General features: G+C 72.6%; 19 protein-coding genes. 13 read left to right on the top strand and 6 right to left on the bottom strand.

Annotated features, from left to right (window positions below):
• Positions 1-186: 186 nt before the first annotated feature.
• From RYN42_RS09970 to guaB, 3 genes are all read left to right on the top strand, one after another.
• Entirely contained in the window at positions 187-1,104 is a 918-nt protein-coding gene (locus RYN42_RS09970) for a MerR family transcriptional regulator (protein WP_315095655.1), read from the top strand.
• A 165-nt stretch (positions 1,105-1,269) separates the two neighbouring features.
• Positions 1,270-1,998 (top strand): response regulator transcription factor, encoded by a 729-nt coding sequence (locus tag RYN42_RS09965; RefSeq protein WP_315095653.1) that lies wholly within the window; start codon positions 1,270-1,272, stop codon positions 1,996-1,998.
• Between the two features lie 39 nt (positions 1,999-2,037).
• Positions 2,038-3,549, top strand: a complete 1,512-nt coding sequence (guaB, locus tag RYN42_RS09960) for an IMP dehydrogenase (RefSeq protein WP_315095651.1) — start codon at positions 2,038-2,040, stop codon at positions 3,547-3,549.
• Between the two features lie 7 nt (positions 3,550-3,556).
• Here the strand turns inward: guaB and RYN42_RS09955 are convergent, their stop codons facing one another.
• Positions 3,557-4,030: a DUF2000 domain-containing protein gene (locus RYN42_RS09955; RefSeq protein ID WP_315095649.1), complete on the bottom strand. Its 474-nt coding sequence runs from the start codon at positions 4,028-4,030 to the stop codon at positions 3,557-3,559.
• A 97-nt stretch (positions 4,031-4,127) separates the two neighbouring features.
• Here RYN42_RS09955 and RYN42_RS09950 point away from each other — a divergent pair, with 97 nt between their 5' ends.
• Positions 4,128-4,595 carry an Lrp/AsnC family transcriptional regulator gene (locus RYN42_RS09950; RefSeq protein ID WP_315095647.1) on the top strand — a complete coding sequence of 156 codons (468 nt, stop codon included), beginning with the start codon at positions 4,128-4,130 and terminating at the stop codon, positions 4,593-4,595.
• A gap of 113 nt (positions 4,596-4,708) precedes the next feature.
• On the opposite strand, the gene RYN42_RS09945 is transcribed toward RYN42_RS09950, so the two are convergent.
• Entirely contained in the window at positions 4,709-6,283 is a 1,575-nt protein-coding gene (locus RYN42_RS09945; protein ID WP_315095645.1) for a UDP-N-acetylglucosamine 1-carboxyvinyltransferase, read from the bottom strand.
• Positions 6,284-6,395: 112 nt separating this feature from the next.
• Positions 6,396-7,115 (bottom strand): exonuclease domain-containing protein, encoded by a 720-nt coding sequence (locus RYN42_RS09940; protein ID WP_315095643.1) that lies wholly within the window; start codon positions 7,113-7,115, stop codon positions 6,396-6,398.
• 141 nt (positions 7,116-7,256) lie between these two features.
• Between RYN42_RS09940 and RYN42_RS09935 the strand changes: the two genes are divergently transcribed.
• The 9 genes from RYN42_RS09935 (at position 7,257) to RYN42_RS09895 (ending at position 17,357) form a co-directional block, all read left to right on the top strand.
• On the top strand, positions 7,257-8,381 hold the full coding sequence (locus RYN42_RS09935) for a GuaB3 family IMP dehydrogenase-related protein (RefSeq protein WP_315095642.1): 1,125 nt from the start codon (positions 7,257-7,259) through the stop codon (positions 8,379-8,381).
• 292 nt (positions 8,382-8,673) lie between these two features.
• Positions 8,674-9,435 carry a DeoR/GlpR family DNA-binding transcription regulator gene (locus tag RYN42_RS09930; protein ID WP_315095641.1) on the top strand — a complete coding sequence of 254 codons (762 nt, stop codon included), beginning with the start codon at positions 8,674-8,676 and terminating at the stop codon, positions 9,433-9,435.
• A gap of 44 nt (positions 9,436-9,479) precedes the next feature.
• Positions 9,480-10,520 (top strand): zinc-dependent dehydrogenase, encoded by a 1,041-nt coding sequence (locus RYN42_RS09925; protein WP_315095639.1) that lies wholly within the window; start codon positions 9,480-9,482, stop codon positions 10,518-10,520.
• 56 nt (positions 10,521-10,576) lie between these two features.
• A complete protein-coding gene (locus RYN42_RS09920; RefSeq protein WP_315095637.1) occupies positions 10,577-12,187 on the top strand; it encodes a PTS mannitol transporter subunit IICB in 1,611 nt (536 codons plus the stop codon).
• Positions 12,184-12,618 carry a PTS sugar transporter subunit IIA gene (locus tag RYN42_RS09915; protein WP_315095635.1) on the top strand — a complete coding sequence of 145 codons (435 nt, stop codon included), beginning with the start codon at positions 12,184-12,186 and terminating at the stop codon, positions 12,616-12,618. The genes RYN42_RS09920 and RYN42_RS09915 overlap by 4 nt, the downstream gene beginning before the upstream one ends.
• An 85-nt stretch (positions 12,619-12,703) precedes the next feature.
• Positions 12,704-13,696, top strand: coding sequence for a 1-phosphofructokinase family hexose kinase (locus tag RYN42_RS09910; RefSeq protein WP_315095633.1), 993 nt, complete (start codon positions 12,704-12,706; stop codon positions 13,694-13,696).
• Between the two features lie 44 nt (positions 13,697-13,740).
• Entirely contained in the window at positions 13,741-14,013 is a 273-nt protein-coding gene (locus tag RYN42_RS09905; protein ID WP_315095631.1) for an HPr family phosphocarrier protein, read from the top strand.
• Positions 14,010-15,686, top strand: coding sequence for a phosphoenolpyruvate--protein phosphotransferase (ptsP, locus tag RYN42_RS09900; RefSeq protein ID WP_315095629.1), 1,677 nt, complete (start codon positions 14,010-14,012; stop codon positions 15,684-15,686). Before RYN42_RS09905 ends, ptsP begins: the two co-directional genes overlap by 4 nt.
• A gap of 39 nt (positions 15,687-15,725) precedes the next feature.
• Positions 15,726-17,357, top strand: coding sequence for a succinic semialdehyde dehydrogenase (locus RYN42_RS09895; RefSeq protein WP_315095627.1), 1,632 nt, complete (start codon positions 15,726-15,728; stop codon positions 17,355-17,357).
• Positions 17,358-17,467: 110 nt separating this feature from the next.
• Here the strand turns inward: RYN42_RS09895 and RYN42_RS09890 are convergent, their stop codons facing one another.
• The 3 genes from RYN42_RS09890 to RYN42_RS09880 all read right to left on the bottom strand — a co-directional run bounded on the left by RYN42_RS09890 (position 17,468) and on the right by RYN42_RS09880 (position 23,404).
• Positions 17,468-18,763, bottom strand: a complete 1,296-nt coding sequence (locus RYN42_RS09890) for an acetate kinase (RefSeq protein ID WP_315095625.1) — start codon at positions 18,761-18,763, stop codon at positions 17,468-17,470.
• Positions 18,760-20,832 (bottom strand): phosphate acetyltransferase, encoded by a 2,073-nt coding sequence (pta, locus tag RYN42_RS09885; protein ID WP_315095623.1) that lies wholly within the window; start codon positions 20,830-20,832, stop codon positions 18,760-18,762. Before pta ends, RYN42_RS09890 begins: the two co-directional genes overlap by 4 nt.
• A gap of 94 nt (positions 20,833-20,926) precedes the next feature.
• Entirely contained in the window at positions 20,927-23,404 is a 2,478-nt protein-coding gene (locus RYN42_RS09880) for a phosphoketolase family protein (protein ID WP_315095621.1), read from the bottom strand.
• Between the last annotated feature and the right edge of the window lie 445 nt (positions 23,405-23,849).

Here is a 23,849-nt window from a genome sequence, read left to right as displayed (position 1 = left end):
CACGGAAACCGGATGCTGTTCACCGGGTGACGCGTTGGAGAGGACGTTACAACCGCGCCAGAAGTTGTTCAAGACCGTGTCACACATTCGTGTGATGACGCGATTGGCAATGAAGCCGCAGGTCGGCGTGTCGAGTCGTGACACGCCCGGGCGGTCTGAACCGCGCCGGGCTGGCAGAATCGCGCCATGGCGACGCGCGAGGACGACGAACCCGCAGCAGCGCCGACCCCCGCGCTCGCCGTCGCCGCCGTGGCCCGTCGGCTCGGGGTGGCTCCCGCGACGCTGCGCACCTGGGACCGACGCTACGGCCTGGGGCCGTCCGAGCACTCCGCCGGGGCGCACCGCCGGTACTCGGCGGTCGACGTCGAACGGCTGCTGGTCATGCGGCGCCTCACCCTCGACGGGGTGGCGCCGGGGGAGTCCGCCCGGATCGCGCTCGCCACGGACGTCACGGCCGGCCCCGTCACGCAGGTCCACGGCGACGGGCCCACGACACCGACCTCCGTCGTCGACGCCGCGCTCGCGGGTGACGTCGAGGGTTGCGCCCGCCTTCTCGCGCTCGACGCCGGCGCGGACGTCGTCTCGTGGTGGACCGCGCTGGTGGAGCCCGCCCTGGCCGCGCTGGCCCGGCGCACCGTGGTCGACCCGCCCGGCGTCGACGCGACCGCCGCCGTGCACGCGGGAGTGCTCGCCGCGCTGCGGACGCGGACCGTGCCGATCGCGGGTGCCCGGCGTCCCGTGGTGCTCGTGCTCGTCGCCCCGCGCGAGACCCGACCGCTCGTCGCGCACGCCCTCGCCGGCGCCCTCGCGGCCGAGGGGGTCGACGCCCGCATCGTCGGCGGGCCGGTCGGGGCCCACCATGCGGTCGAGCTCGCCGTCATGACGCGGGCGCGGGCGGTCGTGACCCTCGGATCGCGGGTCGACGCCGACCTCGAGGTGGTGGACCGGCTCGCCCGGGAGCAGCCGGACCTGCTGCAGTTCGTCATGGTGCCCGACGCCGCCGCGGGCGCTGTCCCGCTGGACAGGTCGGTGCACCGGGCGCGCACATTCACGGGCCTCCTGCACGAGGTGCTCGCCGTGGCGACGGCGGGTGCGGCCGAGTGACGCGCGCGGGACGCGGCCGACCGGGGGAGACAATCCGCTCAGGTGACGCACGGCCGGACGAAGTCCCAGGTGTTGACGGGCGGGTTCGCCGCTCGGGCTAACTTCTGCCAGGGCGCTGGCCGATAGGACTCAGGTGCCCCGCACGGGGCCCGAGAGGGGATCAACATGGCGGGAGTCGTGGTCTGTCACGGCTCGGCGGTCGTTCGAGAGCGACTCGTCGTGACCTCCATCGGCGTGCCCGCGCTCGGTCCCGTCCGCGCCGCCTCGTCCGTGGACGAGCTGCTGAGCCTCGCCCGGCGCATGCCGCCGACCGTGGTGCTCCTCGACGCCCACCTGGCCGCACCGGGCGCCATCGAGGCGATTCGTCGGCTGCGCGCCGTCGCGCCGTCCGCCGCCATCGTGCTGCTCGCGCTGCCGGACGACACCGTCGCCCTCGACCGCGCCCTCGCGCTGGGCGCCCGCGGCTTCCTCGCACCCGACGTCGGCCGTGCCGAGCTCTCCGCGGTGGCCGCGCACGTGCTCGCCAGCCCGGTGCTCCCCGCGCAGCCGGTGACACGGACGCAGCCGGTCGACGTGCCGAGCCAGTCGGGCTTCCGCGCCGCCGACCTGCGCACCCCGGCCAAGGGCGTGCCGACCATCGAGGCGCCGGACGCGAACGCGGCGCCCGTGGGTGTCCCCACCTCCGGTGCGATCCCCGGCGTGCCGCTGACCAAGCGCGAGATCGAGGTGCTCACGGGCATGAGCCACGGCCGGTCGAACGCCCAGATCGGCGCCGAGCTCTACCTCTCCGAGGACACCGTCAAGACCCACGCGCGCCGGCTCTTCCGCAAGCTCGGCGCCAACGACCGCGCCCAGGCGGTCGCGATCGGGCTGCGCCGGGGACTCATCCAGTAGCGGGGCCTGCGCGGGTTCGTGGCCGCGTATCCTTGCCGGATGACGGAGCACTCGCCTGCCGACCCGTTCGCCCGCATCGGGCTCACCTACGACGACGTGCTCCTCCTGCCGGGGGAGACCGACGTCATCCCGAGCGAGGTCGACACCTCCTCGCGCCTGACGCGTGAGATCACCGTGCGCGTCCCGCTGCTGTCGGCCGCCATGGACACCGTCACCGAGTCGCGCATGGCCATCGCCATGGCGCGCCAGGGTGGGATCGGCGTGCTGCACCGCAACCTGTCGATCGAGGACCAGGCGCACCAGGTGGACCTGGTGAAGCGCTCCGAGTCCGGCATGATCACCGACCCCGTCACGGTGGGCCCGGACGCGACGCTCGCGGAGCTCGACCACCTGTGCGGGATCTACCGGGTGTCCGGCCTGCCGGTCATCGCGGAGAACGGGCTGCTGCTCGGCATCATCACCAACCGCGACCTGCGCTTCGTCCCGCCGCAGGAGTTCGAGACGCGGCGCGTGCGCGAGGTCATGACGGCGATGCCGCTGGTCACCGCGCCCGTCGGCATCGCGCGCGACGAGGCCGCGGCGCTGCTGGCCAAGCACAAGATCGAGAAGCTCCCCCTGGTCGACGCCGAGGGCATCCTGCGCGGGCTCATCACGGTGAAGGACTTCGTGAAGTCCGAGCAGTACCCCGACGCGACCAAGGACGGCGAGGGGCGGCTGGTCGTGGGCGCCGCCATCGGGTTCTTCGGGGACGCCTGGGAGCGGGCGTCGGCGCTCGTCGAGGCCGGGGTGGACGCGCTCGTCGTCGACACCGCCAACGGCCACGCCCGGCTCATGCTCGACATGGTGCGCCGGCTGAAGTCGGACCCGGCCACCCGCCACGTCCAGGTCATCGGCGGCAACGTCGCGACGACCCCCGGCGCGCAGGCGCTGGTGGACGCCGGTGTCGACGCGGTGAAGGTCGGCGTCGGGCCGGGCTCCATCTGCACCACGCGCGTGGTCGCCGGCGTCGGCGTCCCGCAGGTCACCGCCATCTACGACGCCGCCCTCGCCTGCAAGCCGGCGGGCGTCCCGGTCATCGGCGACGGCGGCCTGCAGTACTCCGGGGACATCGCCAAGGCGCTGGTCGCCGGCGCGGACACCGTGATGCTCGGCTCGCTGCTGGCCGGCTGCGACGAGTCGCCGGGCGAGCTCGTGTTCGTCAACGGCAAGCAGTTCAAGCACTACCGCGGCATGGGCTCGCTCGGGGCCATGGCGTCCCGCGGGCGCATCTCCTACTCCAAGGACCGGTACTTCCAGGCGGACGTGTCCTCCGACGAGAAGATCGTCCCCGAGGGCATCGAGGGCCAGGTGCCGTACCGCGGGCCGCTGTCCGCCGTGGCGCACCAGCTCATCGGTGGGCTGCACCAGTCGATGTTCTACGTCGGCGCGCACACGATCCCGCAGCTGCAGGACCGGGGGAAGTTCATCCGGATCACTGCCGCAGGGCTCAAGGAGTCCCACCCGCACGACATCCAGATGACCGTCGAGGCACCCAACTACACCGGCCGCTGACCGGACGTCACGCCAGCAGGGGCAGCTTGCCGACGATCTTGTCGATGCGGTTGCGCGGGCCGACGATGCTCACCGCGTAGTACGTCGGCGCCTCGGTCGTGGCGACCTCGGACAGATACTCGTCGTAGACGCGGGTGTGCTGGGCTGCGGCAGGCATGTCCGCGACGAACACCCCGAGCGAGCCCGCGGCCTTCGCGCGGATCTGAGCCAGCTGGTCCGCCGACGCCGACAGCACCGAGCAGCCGGCCCACGGCAGTCCGGGGTGGTCGGAGCCCGTGGCGTCACGCGCGGCGGGACCGAGCAGGCCGTCGACGCCAGTCGAGGTCGCGGCCGCCACGCAGATCGCCGCGTTGGCCGCGCGGCCGGGGGGAAGCTCCTGGTCGACGACCACGACCCACTTCAGCCGTGCGGACCTGGTGGGCTCGCTCGTGCGGATCTCGTCGGGGTCGAACCCGACCCTGGTCCGGGTGTCAATCGACATGCGCTGCTCCTCGTTCGTACGTGGCGGATGCACGAGACTAGGCATGCATTCGGGCGCCTATCAAACAGTCCGTACGTCATACCGATAGAGTGGCCTGATGGCGCATCTGGACGCACTTGATACGGCGATCCTGCGGGAGCTGCAGGTGGATGCACGGCGGACCAACCGCGACGTCGCAGCGGCCGTGGGCGTGTCACCGACCACCGCGCTGGACCGCACGCGCTCGCTCCGGGAGCGCGGCGTCATCCGCGGCGCGGTGCTCGACGTCGACCTCGCGCAGATCGGCCGACCCGTCCAGGCGATGATCGCGCTGCGGGTCCGGCCGCCGACGCGGCAGAACATCGAGGGCTTCCGCACCTGGGCCTCCGCCCTGCCGGAGGTGATCGGGGTGTTCGTCACCAGCGGCACGGAGGACTTCCTCCTGCACGTGGCGGTGGCGGGGAACGACCGGCTGTACGCGTTCGTCATCGACCGGCTGACCGAGCGGCCGGAGGTGGCCGACGTGCGGACGTCGATCGTGTACGAGCACCTGCGCAGCGCGCGGGTGGAGCCGGTCGTCGACTAGCCACGCGGTGCGAGATCGTGGGTCCGCCGCGAGATCGTGCGTTCAACCGCACGATCTCGCGCTGAACGCACGGTCTCGTCGTCCGCGGCGCGTGCTGCGAGTCGCGTGTCGGGTCAGTCGCGGAACGTCTCGATCTGCGCGCCGAGCTCCACCAGGCGGTCCTGCAGCTGCTCGTAGCCGCGGGCGATGATGTCGACGTCGCGGAGCACCGAGGTGCCCTTGGCGGCGAGCATCGCCAGCAGGATGACGACCGCGGGTCGCAGCGCCGGCGGGCAGGACACCTCCGCGCCGGACCAGTGCGTCGGTCCGCTGATCTGGAGGCGGTGCGCGTCGAGCAGCCGCACGTCGGCGCCCAGGCGGGTGAGGTCCGTGAGGTGGATGGCGCGGCCCTCGTAGACCCAGTCGTGGATCAGGGTCGAGCCCTCGGCGCACGCCGCGATCGCCGCGAAGAACGGCAGGTTGTCGATGTTCAGGCCCGGGAACGGCATCGGGTGGATCTTGTCGATCGGCGCCCGCAACTCGCTCGGGTGGACCGTCACGTCGACCAGGCGGCTGCGGCCGTTGGCGGCGGGGTACTCGCCAGAGAGCGTGTAGCGCAGGCCCATCTCGGCCAGCGTGGCCAGCTCGATCTCCATGAACTCGATGGGGACGCGGCCGACCGTGATCTCCGAGCCGGTGACGATGCCGGCGGTCAGCAGGCTCATCGCCTCCACCGGGTCCTCCGAGACGGCGTACTCCACGTCGGCGTCGATGTCCGCGAGCCCGTGCACGCGCAGGGTGGTGGTGCCGATGCCCTCGATGCGCACGCCGAGCAGCTCCAGGTAGAAGCACAGGTCCTGGACCATGTAGTTGGGGCTGGCGTTGCGGATGGTGGTGACGCCCTCCCGCCGGGCGGCAGCCATGATGACGTTCTCGGTGACGGTGTCACCGCGCTCCGTCAGGACCACGGTGAGGTCCTGCGTCGCGCTCCGCCGGACCAGGGCGTGGTAGTCGCCGGCCGTGGCCGTCACGTCCAGGCCGAACGGGCGCAGGCCGATGAGGTGCGGCTCCACGGTCCGGGTGCCCAGGTCGCAGCCGCCCGCGTAGGGCAGCCGGAACTCGTCCTCGAGGCCCAGCAGGGGGCCGAGGAACATGATGATCGACCGCGTGCGCCGGGCGGCGTCGACGTCGATCGCGTCGAGCTGCAGGTGCTCCGGGACCACGATCTCCAGGTCGCGGCCGTCCGTCGACCAGGTGGCCCGGACGCCGACCGAACGCAGGACCTCGACGATCCGGTCCACCTCGACGATGCGGGCGACGTTGCGCAGCCGGGTGGTGCCGCGGTTGAGCAGCGACGCGCACAGCAGCGCGACGGCGCCGTTCTTGCTGGTGTTGACGTCGATCCGGCCGCTGAGCCGCTGGCCGCCGTGCACGCGCAGGTGGGTGCGCTGCGGGCCGCCGAGCGTCACGATGGGGGAGTCGAGGGCGGCGCCGATGCGGGTGAGCATCTCGAGGCTGACGTTCTGCGCGCCCTGCTCGATGCGGTGGATGGCCGACTGGCTGGTGTTCAGGCGCTCCGCCAGCTGGGACTGCGTGAGGCCGCGGTGCTGCCGGGCGGACCGGACGAGCGAGCCGACGTGTGCCAGCGGGTCCGCGATGACCGGCAGAGAGCCGGTAGCCGTCGGGACCGGGGTGGTGGTCGTGGTCATGCCTACGACGTTATCTCATGCATGAGATATCGCCACTGTGAGGTGCGCCATCGAATCGGTCAGACCCGGCGATCGGACCGGCACCGAACTCAGGCGCGATATGACGAGGCTCTCACCAGAGGGTGCCGACCGGCTCCCGTGCCGGCCAGACGCCGGAGGCGCCCGGTCCGTCGAGACCCTGCTCCGTGCGCCACGCGTTGAAGCCCTCGGCCCACGCCTGGTGCGCCGTCGACTGGTACTCGTGCAGCGTGTCGAGGTCGAGCGTGGCCAGGTGCGGGAACCGGCCGACGATCCGCTCGAGCACGTCCAGCGTCGCGACGACGTCGACGTCGGCCGTGTGCAGGTCTCCCGACTCGACCACCTGGTAGTAGCCGCACAGGTCCACCAGCTTGCGCTTGCCACGGCGGTACTGGTCCTCCGCCCGGTCGAGCACGAGCGGGTCGATCACCGGGCGGGCGTCGCTGCACAGCCGGTCCGGCAGGGTCTTGAGCCGGTGCCGCCGTAGCTCGGCGTCGAGCAGGCACAGGTCGAACGCGGCGTTGTACGCGACGACGGGCACACCACCCCGGAAGGCCTCGGCCAGGTCGGTCGCGATCTCGTCGAGCGCCTCGCGCGGTGGCCGGCCGTGCAGCCGGGCGTGCTCGGTGCTCACGCCGTGGATCGCCGCGGCGGCCTCCGGGATGTCGACCCCCGGGTCGATGAGCCAGCTGCGGACGTGCGTGCCGGTGGAGTCGCGTCGGACGAGGGCGGCGGTGACGATGCGGTCGTTGTCGACGTCGACACCCGTGGTCTCGGTGTCGAAGCCCAGCAGGGGCCCGTCCGTCCAGCTCATCGTGTCCCGCTCTCGTCCTTCGTGGTTCCGTGCGTGCCCAGGTTCGCACCGACGTCCGACAAAGCAGGGGAGGGTGCCCCGCGTGCCGCGACGTCGGACGGGGACGCGGGTGCAGCGCCCTCGCCCCGGTAGCCTGGACCGGTGAGCAACGAGATCGAGATCGGCCGCGGCAAGCGGGGACGCAGGGCCTACTCCTTCGACGACATCGCGGTCGTCCCGTCGCGGCGGACCCGCGACCCCGAGGAGGTCTCGGTCGGCTGGCAGATCGACGCCTACCACTTCGACCTGCCGATCATCGCGGCCCCCATGGACTCGGTGATGAGCCCCGCCACCGCGGTCGCGCTGGGTCAGGCCGGCGGGCTCGGCGTCCTCGACCTGGAAGGCCTCTGGACGCGGTACGAGGACCCGACGCCGCTGCTGGCGGAGATCGCCACGTTCGACAGCGCGCGCGCCACCGCCCGCATGCAGGAGATCTACGCCGCCCCGATCCAGCCCGAGCTCATCACCGCCCGCCTCAAGGAGATCCGCGCGGCGGGCGTGACGGTGGCTGGCGCCCTGTCCCCGCAGCGCACCAACGAGTTCTGGCGGACCGTCATCGACGCCGGCGTCGACCTGTTCGTCATCCGCGGCACCACCGTGTCCGCGGAGCACGTCTCCGGCCGCGCCGAGCCGCTGAACCTCAAGCGGTTCATCTACGAGCTGGACGTCCCGGTCATCGTCGGCGGCGCCTCGACCTACACGGCGGCGCTGCACCTCATGCGCACCGGCGCGGCGGGCGTGCTGGTCGGCTTCGGCGGCGGCGCCGCCCACACCACCCGGCTGGCGCTCGGCATCCACGCGCCCATGGCGTCGGCCGTGGCCGACGTGGCCGCCGCGCGGCGCGACTACCTCGACGAGTCCGGCGGCCGCTACGTGCACGTCATCGCCGACGGCGGGGTCGGCCGCTCCGGTGACCTGGTCAAGGCCGTGGCCTGCGGGGCGGACGCGGTCATGCTCGGCGCCGCCCTGGCCCGGGCCACCGAGGCGCCCGGCCGCGGCTGGCACTGGGGGTCCGAGGCGCACCACCCGCAGCTGCCCCGTGGCGAGCGGGTCGAGGTGGGCACCGCCGGCGCGCTCCAGCAGATCCTCTTCGGCCCGGGCCACACGGCCGACGGCACGCTGAACCTGGTCGGTGCGCTGCGCCGGGCGATGGCCACCACCGGGTACTCGGACCTCAAGGAGTTCCAGCGCGTCGAGGTCGTGGTCAGCCCGTACCAGCCGCACTGACGCACACCACCGCACGGCCCGACGGGCCCGTCCGCACCTCCGCGCCGAACCCCGGTGCGGATGTCCGAACGGGCCCGTTCGCCGTGAACCAGCCCGACGGAAGTCCTGGCGCATCTGTGTTTGCCTGTGCTATGTGCACCGACCAGATGTTTGTTTGGCCCTGGTTGGGTCCGTATGTGCTTGACGCTGCCCGTTTCGCTGCTGCATGCTGCTTCTCGGCAGGCGTCACTGACGACGCCTGCCGGCACGGACCGGGACACCGGACGTGCCGGGCACGGACGGAGACGGCGGCATGTACGCACAGGAGCGGCACCAGCAGATCCTCCTTCGTGCGCGCTCCGACGGGCGCGTCGACGTCGCCCAGCTCTCGGCCGAGCTGGACGTCACCCCGGAGACCGTCCGACGCGACCTGAGCGCCCTGGAGCGGCTCGGTCTGGTCCGCCGGGTGCACGGCGGGGCGATCCCCGTCGAGCGGCTCGGGTTCGAGCCGGGCATCGCCGACCGGGAGCGCATGCTCGCGGGAGAGAAGGAGCGGATCGCCAAGGCGGCGCTCGACGAGCTGCCCGACGGCGGCGCGATCATCCTCGACGCGGGCACCACCACCGTCCGGCTGGCCGAGATGCTGCCGCAGGACCGGGAGCTGACCGTCGTCACGCACGCGCTGCCCGTGGCGATCGTGCTGGCAACTCGGCCGAACATCACCCTGCACGTCGTCGGCGGGACGATCCGCGGACGCACGCTCGCCGCGGTCGGCACCTGGGCCGAGCGGGCCCTCGCCGACGTGCGCGTGGACACCACGTTCCTCGGCACCAACGGCCTGACCGTCGAGCACGGCCTGACCACCCCCGACCTCGCGGAGGCCGCCGTCAAGCGCGCGCTGGTCGCCGCAGGCCGGCGCACCGTCGTGCTGGCCGACCACACCAAGGTCGGCCGCTCCGACCTCGCCATCGTCGCGCCGCTGTCCGCCATCGACACCCTCGTGACCGACACGGGCATCAACGCCGAGCTCGCCGACGAGATCGAGTCCGCCGGACCACGCGTGGTCCGGGCCTGAACACGCCCCACTGCACACAGCACCACACCGATCGAAGGAGAACGATGAAGGTCTTCCGCTTCTACGCCCCCGGCGACACGCGTCTCGAGGACGCCCCCGAGCCCACGACCGGCGCCGGCGAGGTCAAGATCCGGGTCCGCGCCTGCTCCATGTGCGGCACCGACGTGAAGATCTCCACCTCGGGCCACCAGCGCATCCGGCCGCCCCGCGTGATGGGCCACGAGATCGCCGGGGAGATCGTCGAGGTCGGCGACGGCGTGACGGGCTGGGCGCCGGGCGACCGCGTCCAGGTCATCGCGGCGATCCCGTGCGGTGAGTGCGAGTTCTGCACCACCGGCCTCGAGACCATCTGCCCGAACCAGGTCTCGATGGGCTACGACTTCGACGGCGGGTTCGCGCCGTTCATGATCGTGCCGCCCGCGGTGCTCAAGGTGGACGGGCTCAACCGCATCCCCGACGGCGTCAGCTTCGCGGAGGCCTCGGTCGCCGAGCCGTTCGCGTGCGCCATCAACGCCCAGGAGCTCGTCGACGTGCACGACGGCGACGTCGTCGTCGTCGTCGGCGCCGGCCCGATCGGCTGCCTGCACGTCCGCCTCGCCCGGGCACGCGGCGCCGCGACGGTCTACCTCGTGGAGCTGAGCCGCGAGCGTCTCGACCTCGCGGCCGAGGTCGTCAAGCCCGACGCGGCGATCTGCGCCGGCGAGGTCGACCCGGTGGCTGCGGTCCTCGAGCTCACGGGTGGCAAGGGCGTGAGCGTCGTCATCACCGCGGCGGCCTCCGGCGCGGCCCAGGAGCAGGCGCTCCAGATGCTCGCCCCCCGCGGTCGGTTCAGCCTGTTCGGCGGCCTGCCCAAGGACAAGCCGACGATCACCCTCGACTCGAACGTCGTGCACTACAAGGAGCTGATGCTCATGGGTGCCAACGGCTCGAGCCCCGAGCACAACCGCCAGGCGCTCGCCATGATCGCCGACGGCCGCGTCCCGGTCGCCGACCTCATCACGCACCGACTGCCGCTCGACCAGGTCGCCGAGGGCATCGACATCGTCCGCGCAGGGGCGGGCATCAAGGTCACGATCGAACCCTGACGATCGCGACTGTTCCATCAGATCAACGACGATCACAGAGCGGAGGGTGAGCCGACATGGCCACCGCAACAGCAGGTAGTCCTCCCGTGTCCCGAGGCAAGTCGGCTCAGGTACGGGTCCAGAAGTTCGGTGCTTTCCTGACCGGCATGATCATGCCCAACCTGCCGGCCTTCCTGGCATGGGGCCTGATCACGGCACTCTTCATCGCCGTCGGCTGGCTGCCGAACGGCATCCTGGGTGGGTTCGGCAACGCCGACCTGCCCGGCGCCTGGGCGGGTGCGGCGACGCAGCTGGTCGAGGCGAAGGACGGCACCACGTTCCATCAGTACCTCGGGCTGGTCGGTCCGATGGTGACCTACCTGCTCCCGCTGCTCATCGCGAACACCGGCGGCCGCATGGTCTACGGCGAGCGTGGTGGCGTCGTCGCGTCGATCGCGACGGTCGGCATCATCGTGGGCAGCACGGTGCCGATGTTCCTCGGCGCCATGATCCTGGGCCCGCTGTCCGCGTGGATCATGATGAAGATCGACTCGATCTGGGACGGCAAGATCAGGCCCGGGTTCGAGATGCTCGTCAACATGTTCTCGGCCGGCATCGTCGGCGCCGCGCTGTCCGTCGTCGCCTTCTTCGGGATCGCCCCCGTGGTGACCCAGATCAGCGACTGGCTCGGGGACGTCGTCGGCTTCCTGGCCGACAACGGCATCCTGCCGCTCATGAGCGTCATCGTGGAGCCGGCCAAGGTGCTGTTCCTCAACAACGCGATCGGCAACGGTGTGCTGGTGCCCCTCGGTGCGCAGCAGACGATCACCGACGGCAGGTCGCTGCTCTACCTGGTCGAGGCGAACCCCGGCCCGGGCCTGGGCATCCTGCTCGCGTACACCCTGCTGGGCGTCGGCGCGGCGCGGTCCACGGCGCCGGGCGCGATCATCGTCCAGTTCTTCGGCGGCATCCACGAGGTGTACTTCCCGTTCGTCCTCATGAAGCCGGCCCTCATCATCGCCGCGATCGCGGGCGGCATGACCGGCATCGCGACGAACGTCGTGTTCGGCAGCGGGCTGGTCGCCCCGGCGGCACCGGGCAGCATCTTCGCCGTCCTCGCCCAGACCGCCCGGGGCAGCCACCTGGGTGTCCTTGCCTCGGTGGTGCTCTCCGCAGCGGTGTCGTTCCTCGTCGCCGCGGTGATCCTGCGGGCCACGCGCAAGCGTGACCTCGCACGCGGTGAGAGCGGCGACCTGGCTGCCGCGGTCGCGCAGACCGAGGCCAACAAGGGCAAGAGCAGCGCGGCACTGAGCGCGCTGACCGGGGACGCGACGGCCACCGCCGCGGCCGCCGGTGGCACGGCGACGGCCACGGCCGTCCGCCCGCTGCGCACCATCATCTTCGCGTGCGACGCCGGCATGGGGTCGAGCGCGATGGGCGCCAGCGTCCTGCGGGACAAGCTCCGCAAGGCCGGTGTCGAGGGCGTCACGGTGGTCAACAAGGCCGTCGCCAACCTCACTGACGACGCCGACCTGGTCATCAGCCAGCGCGAGCTCACGGACCGGGCGCGCCAGCGGGCGCCGCACTCCCGGCACGTCTCGGTGGACAACTTCATGAACAGCCCCGTGTACGACAGCGTCGTGCAGGAGGCCAAGGAGGGTGCCGCCGGGGACGGAGCAACCTCGTGAGCGACATCCTGACGCGGGACCTCGTGGTCGCCTCCGGGCGGGCCACCACCCGCGACGAGGCGATCCGCGAGGCGGGCGAGCTGCTCGCGTCCTCCGGGGCGGTCACGGCGCGGTACGTCGAGGCGATGGCCGAGCGAGAGAGCACGGTGTCCACCTACATGGGCAACTCGCTCGCCATCCCGCACGGCACGAACGCGGCCAAGGAGTCGATCGTCCGGTCCGCGCTCTGCCTGATCCGCTACGACGAGCCGATCGACTGGGGCGGCAACCCCGTCCGCGTGGTCGTCGGCATCGCCGGGGTCAACGACGAGCACCTCGGCATCCTCGGCAAGATCGCCGTGATCTTCGCCGACGAGGACGAGGTCCGCCGCGTCCTGGACGCGACGACCGCGGACGAGCTGTACGACATCGTCCAGCGGGTGAACACGTGAGCACCGACTGACGGCCTGGGCCCCGGCGTGGGCACGACCTGCCGGGGCCCAGGCACCCTCGACCACCACTTCGACGGAGCACACCTTGATCATCACGGTCACCCCCAACCCGAGCCTCGACCGGACCTTCGACGTCGACGTCCTCGCGGTCGGCGAGGTCATCCGGGCGCACGGCACGCACGTGCACGCCGGCGGCAAGGGCATCAACGTCTCCCGGGCACTGTCCCGGCACGGCATCCCCACGCGCGCGGTCCTGCCGGTCGGCGGGGCCGACGGCGCCGAGCTGGTCGACCTGCTGGGCGGGCTGGGCGTCCCCGCCCGGGCTGTCCCGGTGCGCGGCGCCACGCGCAGCAACGTCGCGATCGTCGACGCCCGTGGCGTGACCACCAAGGTCAACGCGGCCGGTCCGACGCTCGACGACGACGAGGCCGCGGCACTCGTGGCCGCCGTCGAGCGTGAGCTGGACGGCGCCGGAGCCGCAGGCACCGCCGGTTCGTGGCTGGTGCTCGCCGGCAGCGTGCCGCGCGGTGCGGGCGCGGACCTCTATCCCCGGCTCGTCGCCGCGGCCGCCGCCCGGGCCATCCCCGTCGCGGTCGACGCCTCCGGCCCCGCGCTGGAGGCGACCGTCCGCGCCGGCGGCACCGCGCTGCTCAAGCCGAACCTCGACGAGCTCTGCGACGTGCTCGGCACGTCCCCGACCACGGTCGGCGAGATCGTCGCGGGCGCGCGCTCGGTGCTCGCCCGCCGCCACGACAGTGCTCTCGTGTCGCTCGGGGCCGACGGCGCGCTGCTCGTCACCCCGACGCAGAGCTGGTGGGCCGGCGGCTCGCCGATCGTGCCCCGCAGCACCGTGGGCGCGGGCGACTGCACGCTCGCCGGCTTCCTCGCCACGGACGGCGAGCCGCTCGAGCGCCTGCGCGCCGCCGTCGCCTGGGGGCGCGCGGCCGTGGGACTGCCGGGCAGCGCGATCCCCGGGCCCGACGACCTCGACCTCGCCGCCGTGCAGGTCGTCGCCGAGCCCGACCCGTCGCTCCACCCCGCCGACCTGTTCCGGACCGCCCCCGCCGGTCTCGCCTGAGACCTCGCGCCCTGCTCGCACTGCTGATCCAAGGAGAACCTGCCATGACCGAACGCACCGTCGCGATCGCCTCCGCCCAGGGCCTGCACGCGCGCCCCGCCTCCCTGTTCGCGCAGGCCGCCGGCGCCGCGGGCATCCCCGTCACCATCGCGAAGCCGGGCGGGCTGCCCGTCAACGCGGCCAGCATGCTGATGGTCATGACGTTGTCCGCCGGGCACGGCGAGGAGGTCGTCCTGGCCGCCGACGGCCCCGAGGCCGACGACGTGCTGGACTCCCTCGTGGGCCTGCTGTCCACGGACCTGGACGCCGACGCGTGAGCGTCGACGCGGGCCACCGCACGCTGGTGGGGGTGGGCGTCGGGCGCGGGCTTGTCGTCGGGCCGGTGGCCAAGGCCTACCCGTCGCCGGTGATCCCCGGCGGTGGCGGCGGCGACCCGGAGCAGCTGGAGGCCGCGTTCGACCAGGTGGCCGCCTCGCTCGGGGACCGTGCGGCCGCGGCGACCGGTGCACTGGCCGAGGTTCTCGCCGCGACCGCGCAGATGGCCGCCGACCCCGCGCTGCGCTCCGAGGCTCGGCAGCGCGTGGCCGCGGGGGAGACGCCTGCCGAGGCCGTCGACCGCGCGATCGCGCGGTTCGTCGACATGTTCACGGCCGCGGGCGGCGCGCTCGCCGAGCGGGTGACCGACCTGCGCAGCGTGCGTGACCGCGTGGTCGCCGTCCTGCTCGGCCTCGACGAGCCGGGCGTCCCCCCGCTGAGCGAGCCGAGCGTCGTGGTGGCCGCCGACCTGGCGCCGGCCGACACGGCGACGCTCGACGTGCGGCTGGTCCTGGCGATCGTCACGGAGCGCGGTGGGCCGACCGGCCACACCGCGATCATCGCCGGGCAGCTCGGCATCCCGTGCGTCGTGCGGACGACCGGCGCCATGGACCTCGCGCCCGGGGCGCAGGTCGCGGTCGACGCGGTCGCGGGGACCGTCACGCTCGACCCGGGTCCGGACATCCGCGAGCAGGCACGCGCGCGCCGGGCGGCGGCCGTGGCGCTGGAGTCCGACACCGGCCCCGGGGCGACGGCCGACGGCCACGCGGTGAAGCTCATGGCCAACATCGGCACCGCGAAGGACGCCGAGCGGGTGAGCCTCCTGCCGACCGAGGGCGTGGGACTGTTCCGGACCGAGGTGCTCTACCTGGGCCGGGCGAGCGCCCCCTCCCACGCCGAGCAGGCGAGCGTGTACGGCCAGGTGCTGCGCGCGTTCGAGGGCGGGAAGGTCGTCGTGCGCACCCTCGACGCCGGCGCCGACAAGCCGCTGCCCTTCGTGACGCAGTCCGGCGAGGAGAACCCCGCGCTCGGCGTCCGCGGCTACCGCCTGGTCCGCTCGCACCCCGAGCTGCTCGACACCCAGCTCGCCGCCCTCGCCGAGGCGCAGGCCGCAACCGGCACCACGCCGTGGGTCATGGCTCCGATGGTGACCACGCCCGCCGAGGCTCGGGCGTTCGCGACGCGGGCCCGCGCGGCCGGGCTCACTCTCGTCGGCGTGATGATCGAGGTGCCGGCCGCCGCCCTGCGCGCCCAGGAGATCCTCGCGGAGGTGGACTTCGTCTCCGTGGGCACCAACGACCTCGCGCAGTACACGATGGCGACCGACCGGCTGCGCGGCGAGCTGGCCGACCTGCTCGACCCGTGGCAGCCCGCGGTGCTCGACCTGGTCGACACCACCGCGCGGGCGGGGCTGCAGGCGCGCAAGCCGGTCGGCGTGTGCGGCGAGTCGGCGTCGGACCCGTTGCTCGCGCTCGTGCTGGTCGGGATGGGTGTGACGAGCCTGTCGATGTCGGTCGGCGCGATCCCCGCGGTCCGGTACGCCCTGCGGCACCACACGTCCGCCGAGTGCGCCACGATGGCCGCCGCGGCGCTCGCGGCCGGGTCGGCCGCCGAGGGCAGGTCTGCCGTGGTCGCACTCCTGCACGAGGACGCGCGGGAGACCTTGGGCGTGTAGCGGGCCGTGCTGTCCCGGGCCGCGCGTACTGTCGCCGGTATGGCGCACGACCCGGGACACATGGAGCTCCACGACCCTGAGACCGACCCGCTCGCGACGTACGTGCTCGAGCCGGACGACGTCCGCCCCCTGCTGAGGCGTGTCGTCGCCTCGCCCGGTGCGGCGACGTCCACCTCGTACGCGCCGTTCACGGGCGGGCCGATCGCCGCGATCCCACTGTCCACCCCGGACGACGTCGCGCGCGCCGCGAGGGACGCTCGCGCGGCACAGCGGCTGTGGGCGGCGCGTCCGCTGCGGGACCGCACCGCCGTGCTGTCTCGGGTGCACGACCTCGTGCTCGAGCGGCAGAGCGACGTCCTGGACCTCATCCAGCTGGAGTCCGGCAAGGCGCGGGCAGCGGCGTTCGAGGAGGTCGCCGACATCGCCCTGGTGGCCCGGCACTACGCCGCGCGCGCCGGTCGCTACCTCGCCGAGCGCCGCGTCCCCGGCCTCCTGCCCGGCCTCACGACGACGCGCGTGCTGCGGCACCCGGTCGGCGTCGTCGGGATCATCGCGCCCTGGAACTTCCCGCTGGTGCTCACGCTCGGTGACGTGCTGCCCGCCCTGGTGGCCGGGAACGCCGTCCTCCTGCGGCCCGACCCGCAGACCGCGCTCACCTCGCTGTGGGCGGCGGAGCTGCTGGAGGCGGCCGGGCTGCCCGACGGGCTGCTCCAGGTGGTCGTCGGCGACGGTCCCACGGTCGGCGCCGCGGTGGTGCGCCACGTCGACTACGTGAGCTTCACCGGGTCCACCCGCACGGGGCGGGTCGTCGCCGCGCAGGCGGGGGAGCTGCTCGTGCCGGCCACCCTGGAGCTGGGCGGCAAGAACCCGATGTACGTCGCCGACGACGTGGACGTCGAGGTCGCCGCCGAGGGCGCGGTGCGCGCGTGCTTCGTCGGGGCCGGCCAGGTCTGCGTGAGCATCGAGCGGATCTACGTGCACGAGGACGTCGCGGACGCGTTCACCGCTTCCTTCGTCCGGCGCACCAAGGCCCTGCGGCTGGGGTCGGGGCTCGACTACCGCTCCGACGTCGGCTCACTGACCTCGGCGGCGCAGCTGGCCACCGTCGTCGAGCACGTCGAGGACGCCGTCGGGCACGGGGCGACCGTGCTGGCCGGTGGCGAGCAGCGCCCGGACGTCGGCCCGTGGTTCTACGAGCCGACGATCCTGGCCGACGTGCCCGACGAGGCCCGGCTGGTGCGCGAGGAGACCTTCGGCCCGGTGGTGTCGATCTGGCGCGTGGCCTCCGACGACGAGGCAGTCGCGGCGATGAACGACAGCGAGTTCGGGCTCAACGCGAGCATCTGGACCGCGGACACCCGGCGCGGTGCGGCTCTGGCACGGCGCGTCCGGGCAGGGACCGTCAACGTCAACGAGGGCTACGTCGCGACGTGGGGCTCGGTCGGGGCGCCGCAGGGCGGGATCGGGTCCTCCGGCATCGGCAGCCGCCACGGGCGCGAAGGCCTCTGGGCGACCACCCGCGTGCAGACCGTCGCGGTCCAGCACGGGGTCCACGGCGTGCTGGGCGGACCCGGCGTCGGGCTGCACCGGATGTTCGACCTGGGCCCGGAGACGTGGCCCCGGTTCTACACCGAGGTCCTGAGGGCGATGAAGACCCTCCGCCTGCCCTGAGTGACGACGCCCGTCCCTGCGGCCGGCGCGACGAGCAAGCCCTGAGTGACGTCGGCGGGCTCCGTCACGTCACTCAAGGCTTTCTCGACGCCGTGAGCGGCGCAGTCGCGTCAGGCGTGGCCCGTCGCGGCCGGGGCGGGGTCGGACTCGTCGCTGCTGCCCTCGTAGCCGGCAGCCTCGACCGTCGCGACCGCCTGGCGGGCGATGGCCAGCTCCTCGTTGGTCGGCACCACCATGACCAGCGTGCTGGCCCAGTCGGGGGAGATGATCGTCGGCTCCTTGATGCGGCCGGCGTTGCGCTCCAGGTCGACCGCGATGCCCATCGCCTCGAGCCCCTCGAGGGCGCGGGCGCGCACGATGTCGTCGTTCTCGCCGACGCCCGCGGTGAACACGATGACGTCGACCCGGCCGAGCACCGCGTGGTACGCGCCGATGTACTTGCGCAGCCGGTGCACGTACACGTCGAGCGCGAGGATGGCGTCCTCGTCGCCGGCCTCGACCAGCTTGTGCAGCTCGCGGAAGTCGTTCTCGCCGGCCAGGCCCTTGAGGCCGGACCGGCGGTTGAGCAGGTCGTCGATGTCGTCGAGGGACATGCCGGCGTTGCGCTGCAGGTGGATGAGCACCGCGGGGTCCACGTCGCCGGACCGGGTGCCCATGACCAGGCCCTCGAGCGGCGTCATGCCCATGGAGGTCTCCACCGCGACGCCCCCGCGGACCGCCGACGCCGACGCGCCGTTGCCCAGGTGCAGGACGATCTGGTTGATCTCCTCCAGCCGGCGGCCGAGCACCCGCGCGACCTTGCCGGACACGTACTGGTGCGACGTGCCGTGGAACCCGTACCGACGCACGTCGTGCGCCTTGGCCACCGCGCGGTCGATCGCGTACGTGGCGGCCGCCTCGGGCAGCGTCCGGAAGAACGCGGTGTCGAACACCACGACGTGCGGCACGTCGGGCAGCAGCTCGCGCGCGACCTTGATGCCGGTGAGGTTGGGCGGGGTGTGCAACGGCGCCAGCGGGGACAGGGCGTCGATCTGCGCGACCACGTCGTCGTCGACGATCACGGGGGACCCGAACACGGAGCCGCCCTGCACCACGCGGTGGCCGACAGCGACCACGTGCGCCTCGGTCAGGTCGGGGCCGACCTCCGCGAAGAGCGCGAGGACCGCGCGCAGGCCGGCGTCGTGGTCGGGCACCGGGTCGGTGCGCTGGGTCGTGTTGCCGCCGTACGTGTGCTTGACCAGGCCCTCGCTCTCGCCGATGCGCTCGACGAGCCCGGACGCGATCGCCTCGCCGCCGACCGGGTTGACCAGCTGGTACTTGATGGACGACGAGCCCGAGTTCACGACCAGCACGCTGCCGTGCGCGCCGTGGGCCAGGTGGGGGTCGGGTCGGGTGATCGGGTTCATGCGGGGGTCTCCGTCTGCGCCTGGATGGCCGTGATCGCCACGGTGTTCACGATGTCCTGCACCAGGGCGCCGCGCGACAGGTCGTTGACCGGCTTGCGCAGACCCTGCAGGACGGGGCCGATGGCGACGGCGCCCGCCGAGCGCTGCACCGCCTTGTAGGTGTTGTTGCCCGTGTTGAGGTCGGGGAAGACGAAGACCGTCGCGCGACCGGCCACGGCGGAGTCCGGCATCTTGGTCTTGGCCACCGAGGCGTCCACGGCCGCGTCGTACTGGATCGGGCCCTCGACGGACAGGTCCGGCCGGCGCTCGCGGACCAGGGCCGTCGCGGTGCGCACCTTCTCCACGTCCGCACCGGTGCCCGACTCGCCGGTCGAGTAGGACAGCATCGCGATGCGCGGCTCGATGCCGAACTGCACCGCGGTGCCCGCCGACGAGATCGCGATGTCGGCCAGCTGCTCGGCCGTCGGGTCCGGGATGACCGCGCAGTCGGCGTACACCAGCACGCGGTCCTCGAGGCACATCAGGAACGCGCTGGACACGCTGGACACGCCCGGCGCCGTCTTGATGATCTCGAACGACGGCTTGATGGTGTGCGCCGTGGTGTGCGCGGCACCGGAGACCATGCCGTCCGCCAGCCCGAGCTGGACCATCATCGTGCCGAAGTACGAGACCGACGAGACGATCTCCCGCGCCCGCTCGACCGTCATCCCCTTGTGCTTGCGCATCTCCGTGTACGCCTCGGCGAACTTCTGCAGCAGCACCGGGTCGTGCGGGTCGATGATCGCGGCCGCGTCCAGGTCCAGGCCGAGCTCGGTGGCCCGGGCCCGGATCGCCGGCTCCTCGCCGAGGATCGTGATCTGCGCGACGCCGCGCTGCAGCAGGGTGGACGCCGCGCGCAGGATGCGGTCGTCGCTCCCCTCGGGCAGCACCACGTGCTGGCGGTCCGAGCGGGCGCGGTCCAGGAGCGTGAACTCGAACATCAGCGGTGTGACCACCTCGGGCCGCTCCACGTCGAGCGCTGCCAGGAGTGCGGAGCCGTCCACGTGCTGCTCGAACAGGGACAGCGCGGTGTCGATCTTCCGCTGGGAGTCGGCGGTGAGGCGCCCGTGCGTGTCCGCCACGGCACTCGCCGAGCGGAAGGTGCCCAGCTCGGTGGACAGGATGGGCAGCCTGCTGCCGAGCCCGTTGATCAGCCGGGCGATCAGCGGCGCGGGCCGGAACCCGCCGTTGAGGATGACGCCGGCCAGGGACGGGAACCCCTCGGCCTGGTTGGCCATGAGCAGACCGAGCAGCACGTCGGCCCGGTCTCCGGGGGTGATGACGACGGCGCCGTCGGTGAGCTTGTCCAGCAGGTGCTCGGTGGACATCGCGCCCACGATCACGTCGAGCACCTCGCGCGAGAGCAGGGACTCGTCGCCGGCGATGAGGGTCCCGCGGACCGCGTCGGAGAGCTGCCGGACCGTCGGGGCGGTGAGCAGGGGGTTCTCGGGCACCGCCCACGCGGGCAGCCCGGTGCCGGCCCGCAGGGCGTCGCGGACTCCGCTCACCGAGCCGGGCGCGCACCGGTTGGCCACGACCGCCACCACCTGGGCGTGGTTGGCGTGCATCTCGGTGACCACGACGTCGGCCACCTGCGCGATCACGGCGGGCTTGCGGTGGCCGCCGTTGATGACGAGCACCACCGGGGCGCCGAGGTTGGCGGCGATCCGGGCGTTGTAGGCCAGCTCGGTGGGACCGGCGACATCGGTGTAGTCGGTGCCGACCACCACGACGGCGTCGCAGCGCCGCTCGACGTCGTGGTACCGGGACACGATCTGCGAGAGCGCCTGCTCGGGGTCGTCGAGGACGTCCTGGTAGGTCACGCCGACGCACTCGTCGTACTCGAGGTCGACGCCGTCGTGGTGCAGCAGCAGCTCGAGCACGTAGTCGCGGACGTCCGTGGAGCGGGCGACCGGGCGGAACACCCCGACGCGCTGGACGGTGCGTGCCAGCAGGTCCACGAGGCCGAGCGCGACCATGGACTTGCCGGAGTCCCCCTCGGGGGAGGTGACGTAGATGCTGCGGGCCACGGGGGCTTCTCCTGAACGGGTGGTGCGGGACCGTGGGGCGGGCAGCGGCGCCCGCCCCACGGAGAGGGGTGATGCCTGGGCGGACGGGAGCGGACTACTCGTTGTCGCCGCCGGTGGACAGCGTGGCGGCCACCTGGCCCGAGTCCGACTGGTCCTGCGCGTCCGGCCAGACCCAGTCGCGCACCTCGGGCAGGTCGTCGCCGTGCGCGCGGGTGTACTCCCGGGCGTCCAGGCGGGCGTCGACCATCTTCTGGCGCAGGTTCGCCTGCGTGCTGCGCAGCGACGGCACGTTGTCGATGACGTCGATGACCAGGTGGAACCGGTCGAGGTCGTTGAGCATGACCATGTCGAAGGGCGTCGTCGTCGTGCCCTCCTCCTTGTAGCCGCGCACGTGGATGTTGCTGTGGCCGTGGCGGCGGTACGTCAGGCGGTGGATGAGCCACGGGTACCCGTGGTACGCAAAGATCACCGGACGGTCCTCCGTGAACAGGCCGTCGAACTGGGCATCGGACAGACCGTGCGGGTGCTCGCGGGCGTCCTGCAGGCGCATGAGGTCGACGACGTTGATGACGCGGACCTTGAGATCGGGCAGCTCGCGACGCAGGATGTCCGCCGCCGCCAGCACCTCCAGGGTCGGGACGTCACCGGCGCAGCCGAGGACGACGTCGGGCTGCTGGCCCGGCACCTCCGACCCCGCCCAGTCCCAGATGCCCAGCCCGCGCGTGCAGTGCGCCACGGCCTGGTCCATCGTCAGGAAGTTCGGGGCCGGCTGCTTGCCGGCGACCACCACGTTGACGTACTGCCGGCTGCGCAGGCAGTGGTCGTACGTGGACAGCAGCGTGTTGGCGTCCGGCGGCAGGTACACCCGGATGACGTCCGACTTCTTGTTCACCACGTGGTCGATGAAGCCGGGGTCCTGGTGGCTGAAGCCGTTGTGGTCCTGGCGCCAGACGTGGCTGGACAGCAGGTAGTTCAGGCTCGCGATCGGCCGGCGCCACGGGATGTCGTCGGTGACCTTCAGCCACTTGGCGTGCTGGTTGAACATCGAGTCGATGATGTGGATGAACGCCTCGTAGCAGTTGAACAGCCCGTGCCGGCCGGTCAGCAGGTAGCCCTCGAGCCAGCCCTGGCACTGGTGCTCGCTGAGCATCTCCAGCACGCGCCCGGCCCGGGACAGGTGCTCGTCGACGTCGCCGCCGAAGAACTCCGCGTTCCACTGCTTGTCGGTCGTGGCGAACACCGACTGCAGGCGGTTCGACGCGGTCTCGTCCGGCCCGAAGATCCGGAAGTTGTGCGGGTTGAGCCGGATGACGTCCGTCAGCCAGTCACCCAGCACGCGCGGCGCCTCGCTCATCGAGCCGCCCGGCACCGGCACGTCGACCGCGTAGTCGCGGAAGTCCGGCAGGCGCAGGTCCTTGAGCAGCAGACCGCCGTTGGCGTGCGGGTTGTCGCTCATGCGCAGCGGCCCCGCTGGGGCCAGCGAGCGGATGTCGTCGTGCAGGCGGCCGGTCTCGTCGAACAGCTCGTCGACGCCGTACGACTCGAGCCACTGCCGCAGCACGTCGAGGTGCTCCGGGGTGTCCCGCGCGTTGGCCAGCGGCACCTGGTGCGCGCGCCACGAGCCGGTGGTCTTCTTGCCGTCGATGGAGGCCGGCCCGGTCCAGCCCTTGGGCGTGCGGAAGACGATCATCGGCCACTGCGGGCGCTGCTCGTTGCCCGCGTGCGCGCTGCGCTTGATCTCCGCGATCTCGTCGAGCACCTCGTCCAGGAGGGTCGCGAACCGGCGGTGGATGTCCTCGTGCGACTCGTCGTCGAACCCGGCGACGAACATGTGCGGCTTGTGCCCGTACCCGACCATGAGCGAGGCCAGCTCGTCCTCGGGGATGCGCGCGAGCACCGTCGGGTTGGCGATCTTGTAGCCGTTGAGGTGCAGGATCGGCAGGACGACCCCGTCGTTCTCGACGTTGACGAACTTGTTCGAGTGCCAGCTGGTGGCCAGCGGGCCGGTCTCCGCCTCCCCGTCGCCGATGACGGTGGCGACCAGCAGGTCGGGGTTGTCGAACGCGGCTCCGTAGGCGTGGCTCAGCGCGTAGCCCAGCTCGCCGCCTTCGTGGATCGACCCGGGGGTCTCGGGGGCGACGTGGCTCGGGATGCCGCCGGGGAACGAGAACTGCCGGAACAGCCGGTGCACGCCCTCGGCGTCCTCGGTGATGTCCGAGTAGTACTCCGAGTAGGTGCCGTCCAGGTACGCGGCGGCGACCAGGCCGGGTCCGCCGTGGCCGGGGCCGGTGATGTAGATGGTCGACTGGTTGCGCTCCGCGATCGCGCGGTTGAGGTGCGCGTACAGGAACGTCAGCCCCGGGGTGGTGCCCCAGTGGCCGAGCAGCCGCGGCTTGACGTGGTCCCGCGTCAGGGGCTCGCGCAGCAGGGGGTTGTCCAGGAGGTAGATCTGGCCCACCGAGAGGTAGTTCGCGGCTCGCCACCACTTGTCGATGCGAGCCACGGTCTCGGCGTCGATCGCCTCGCCGCTGCCCGTCTGCCAGGTGTTCGGTGCCGACGTCATCGTGGTCATGCGCGCTCCCCAGTCGTCGTTCCGGCGGTCAGGCCGGCCCGGTGTCAGCCTTGCGTCAGGCACCTTCACCGCCGGAGGACCTTCGTCCTTCCCGCGCGGCCGCACCCTGCTGCCATACAACCGCACTCCGCCCGCGAGCGCAGGAGGCGTGCGTGAATGCGGGCCCACCATCCGGTGACGCGCAGGCACGGTGGTCGCCCAGGTCAGCACGGTTCTGGCGCGTGTTCACCGCGATGCGCGGGTCAGGGCGGGCCACTGCTGCGAGGTACCGTGAGGCGTGACCGAGCCGACTCCCGCCGCCGTCGCGGACGGGCGCGCCGCGCCGTCGGGGCCGTCCAGTGACGATGCTCACGATCCGGCGCTCGGGAGCGTCGCGGGACCCGCAGCGGCCGCGTGGGCGCTCGCGGACCGCCGGCCGCCGACCACGATGCTGCGCGCCGCGGTC

Origin of the sequence: uncultured Cellulomonas sp., assembly GCF_963527515.1 — a bacterium.
Classification (GTDB): Bacteria; Actinomycetota; Actinomycetes; order Actinomycetales; family Cellulomonadaceae; genus Cellulomonas.
This window is presented reverse-complemented; position numbering and strand designations above follow the sequence as displayed.

Bases quoted from the DNA above. Each gene is read 5' to 3' on its own strand.
- RYN42_RS09905 (WP_315095631.1), top strand. From the start codon at position 13,741: ATGACCGAACGCACCGTCGCGATCGCCTCCGCCCAGGGCCTGCACGCG.
- RYN42_RS09930 (WP_315095641.1), top strand. From the start codon at position 8,674: ATGTACGCACAGGAGCGGCACCAGCAGATCCTCCTTCGTGCGCGCTCC.
- RYN42_RS09920 (WP_315095637.1), top strand. From the start codon at position 10,577: ATGGCCACCGCAACAGCAGGTAGTCCTCCCGTGTCCCGAGGCAAGTCG.
- RYN42_RS09925 (WP_315095639.1), top strand. From the start codon at position 9,480: ATGAAGGTCTTCCGCTTCTACGCCCCCGGCGACACGCGTCTCGAGGAC.
- RYN42_RS09950 (WP_315095647.1), top strand. From the start codon at position 4,128: ATGGCGCATCTGGACGCACTTGATACGGCGATCCTGCGGGAGCTGCAG.
- RYN42_RS09940 (WP_315095643.1), bottom strand. From the start codon at position 7,115: ATGAGCTGGACGGACGGGCCCCTGCTGGGCTTCGACACCGAGACCACG.
- RYN42_RS09955 (WP_315095649.1), bottom strand. From the start codon at position 4,030: ATGTCGATTGACACCCGGACCAGGGTCGGGTTCGACCCCGACGAGATC.
- RYN42_RS09970 (WP_315095655.1), top strand. From the start codon at position 187: ATGGCGACGCGCGAGGACGACGAACCCGCAGCAGCGCCGACCCCCGCG.
- guaB (WP_315095651.1), top strand. From the start codon at position 2,038: ATGACGGAGCACTCGCCTGCCGACCCGTTCGCCCGCATCGGGCTCACC.
- RYN42_RS09890 (WP_315095625.1), bottom strand. From the start codon at position 18,763: ATGAACCCGATCACCCGACCCGACCCCCACCTGGCCCACGGCGCGCAC.
- RYN42_RS09880 (WP_315095621.1), bottom strand. From the start codon at position 23,404: ATGACCACGATGACGTCGGCACCGAACACCTGGCAGACGGGCAGCGGC.
- RYN42_RS09945 (WP_315095645.1), bottom strand. From the start codon at position 6,283: ATGACCACGACCACCACCCCGGTCCCGACGGCTACCGGCTCTCTGCCG.
- RYN42_RS09965 (WP_315095653.1), top strand. From the start codon at position 1,270: ATGGCGGGAGTCGTGGTCTGTCACGGCTCGGCGGTCGTTCGAGAGCGA.
- RYN42_RS09895 (WP_315095627.1), top strand. From the start codon at position 15,726: ATGGCGCACGACCCGGGACACATGGAGCTCCACGACCCTGAGACCGAC.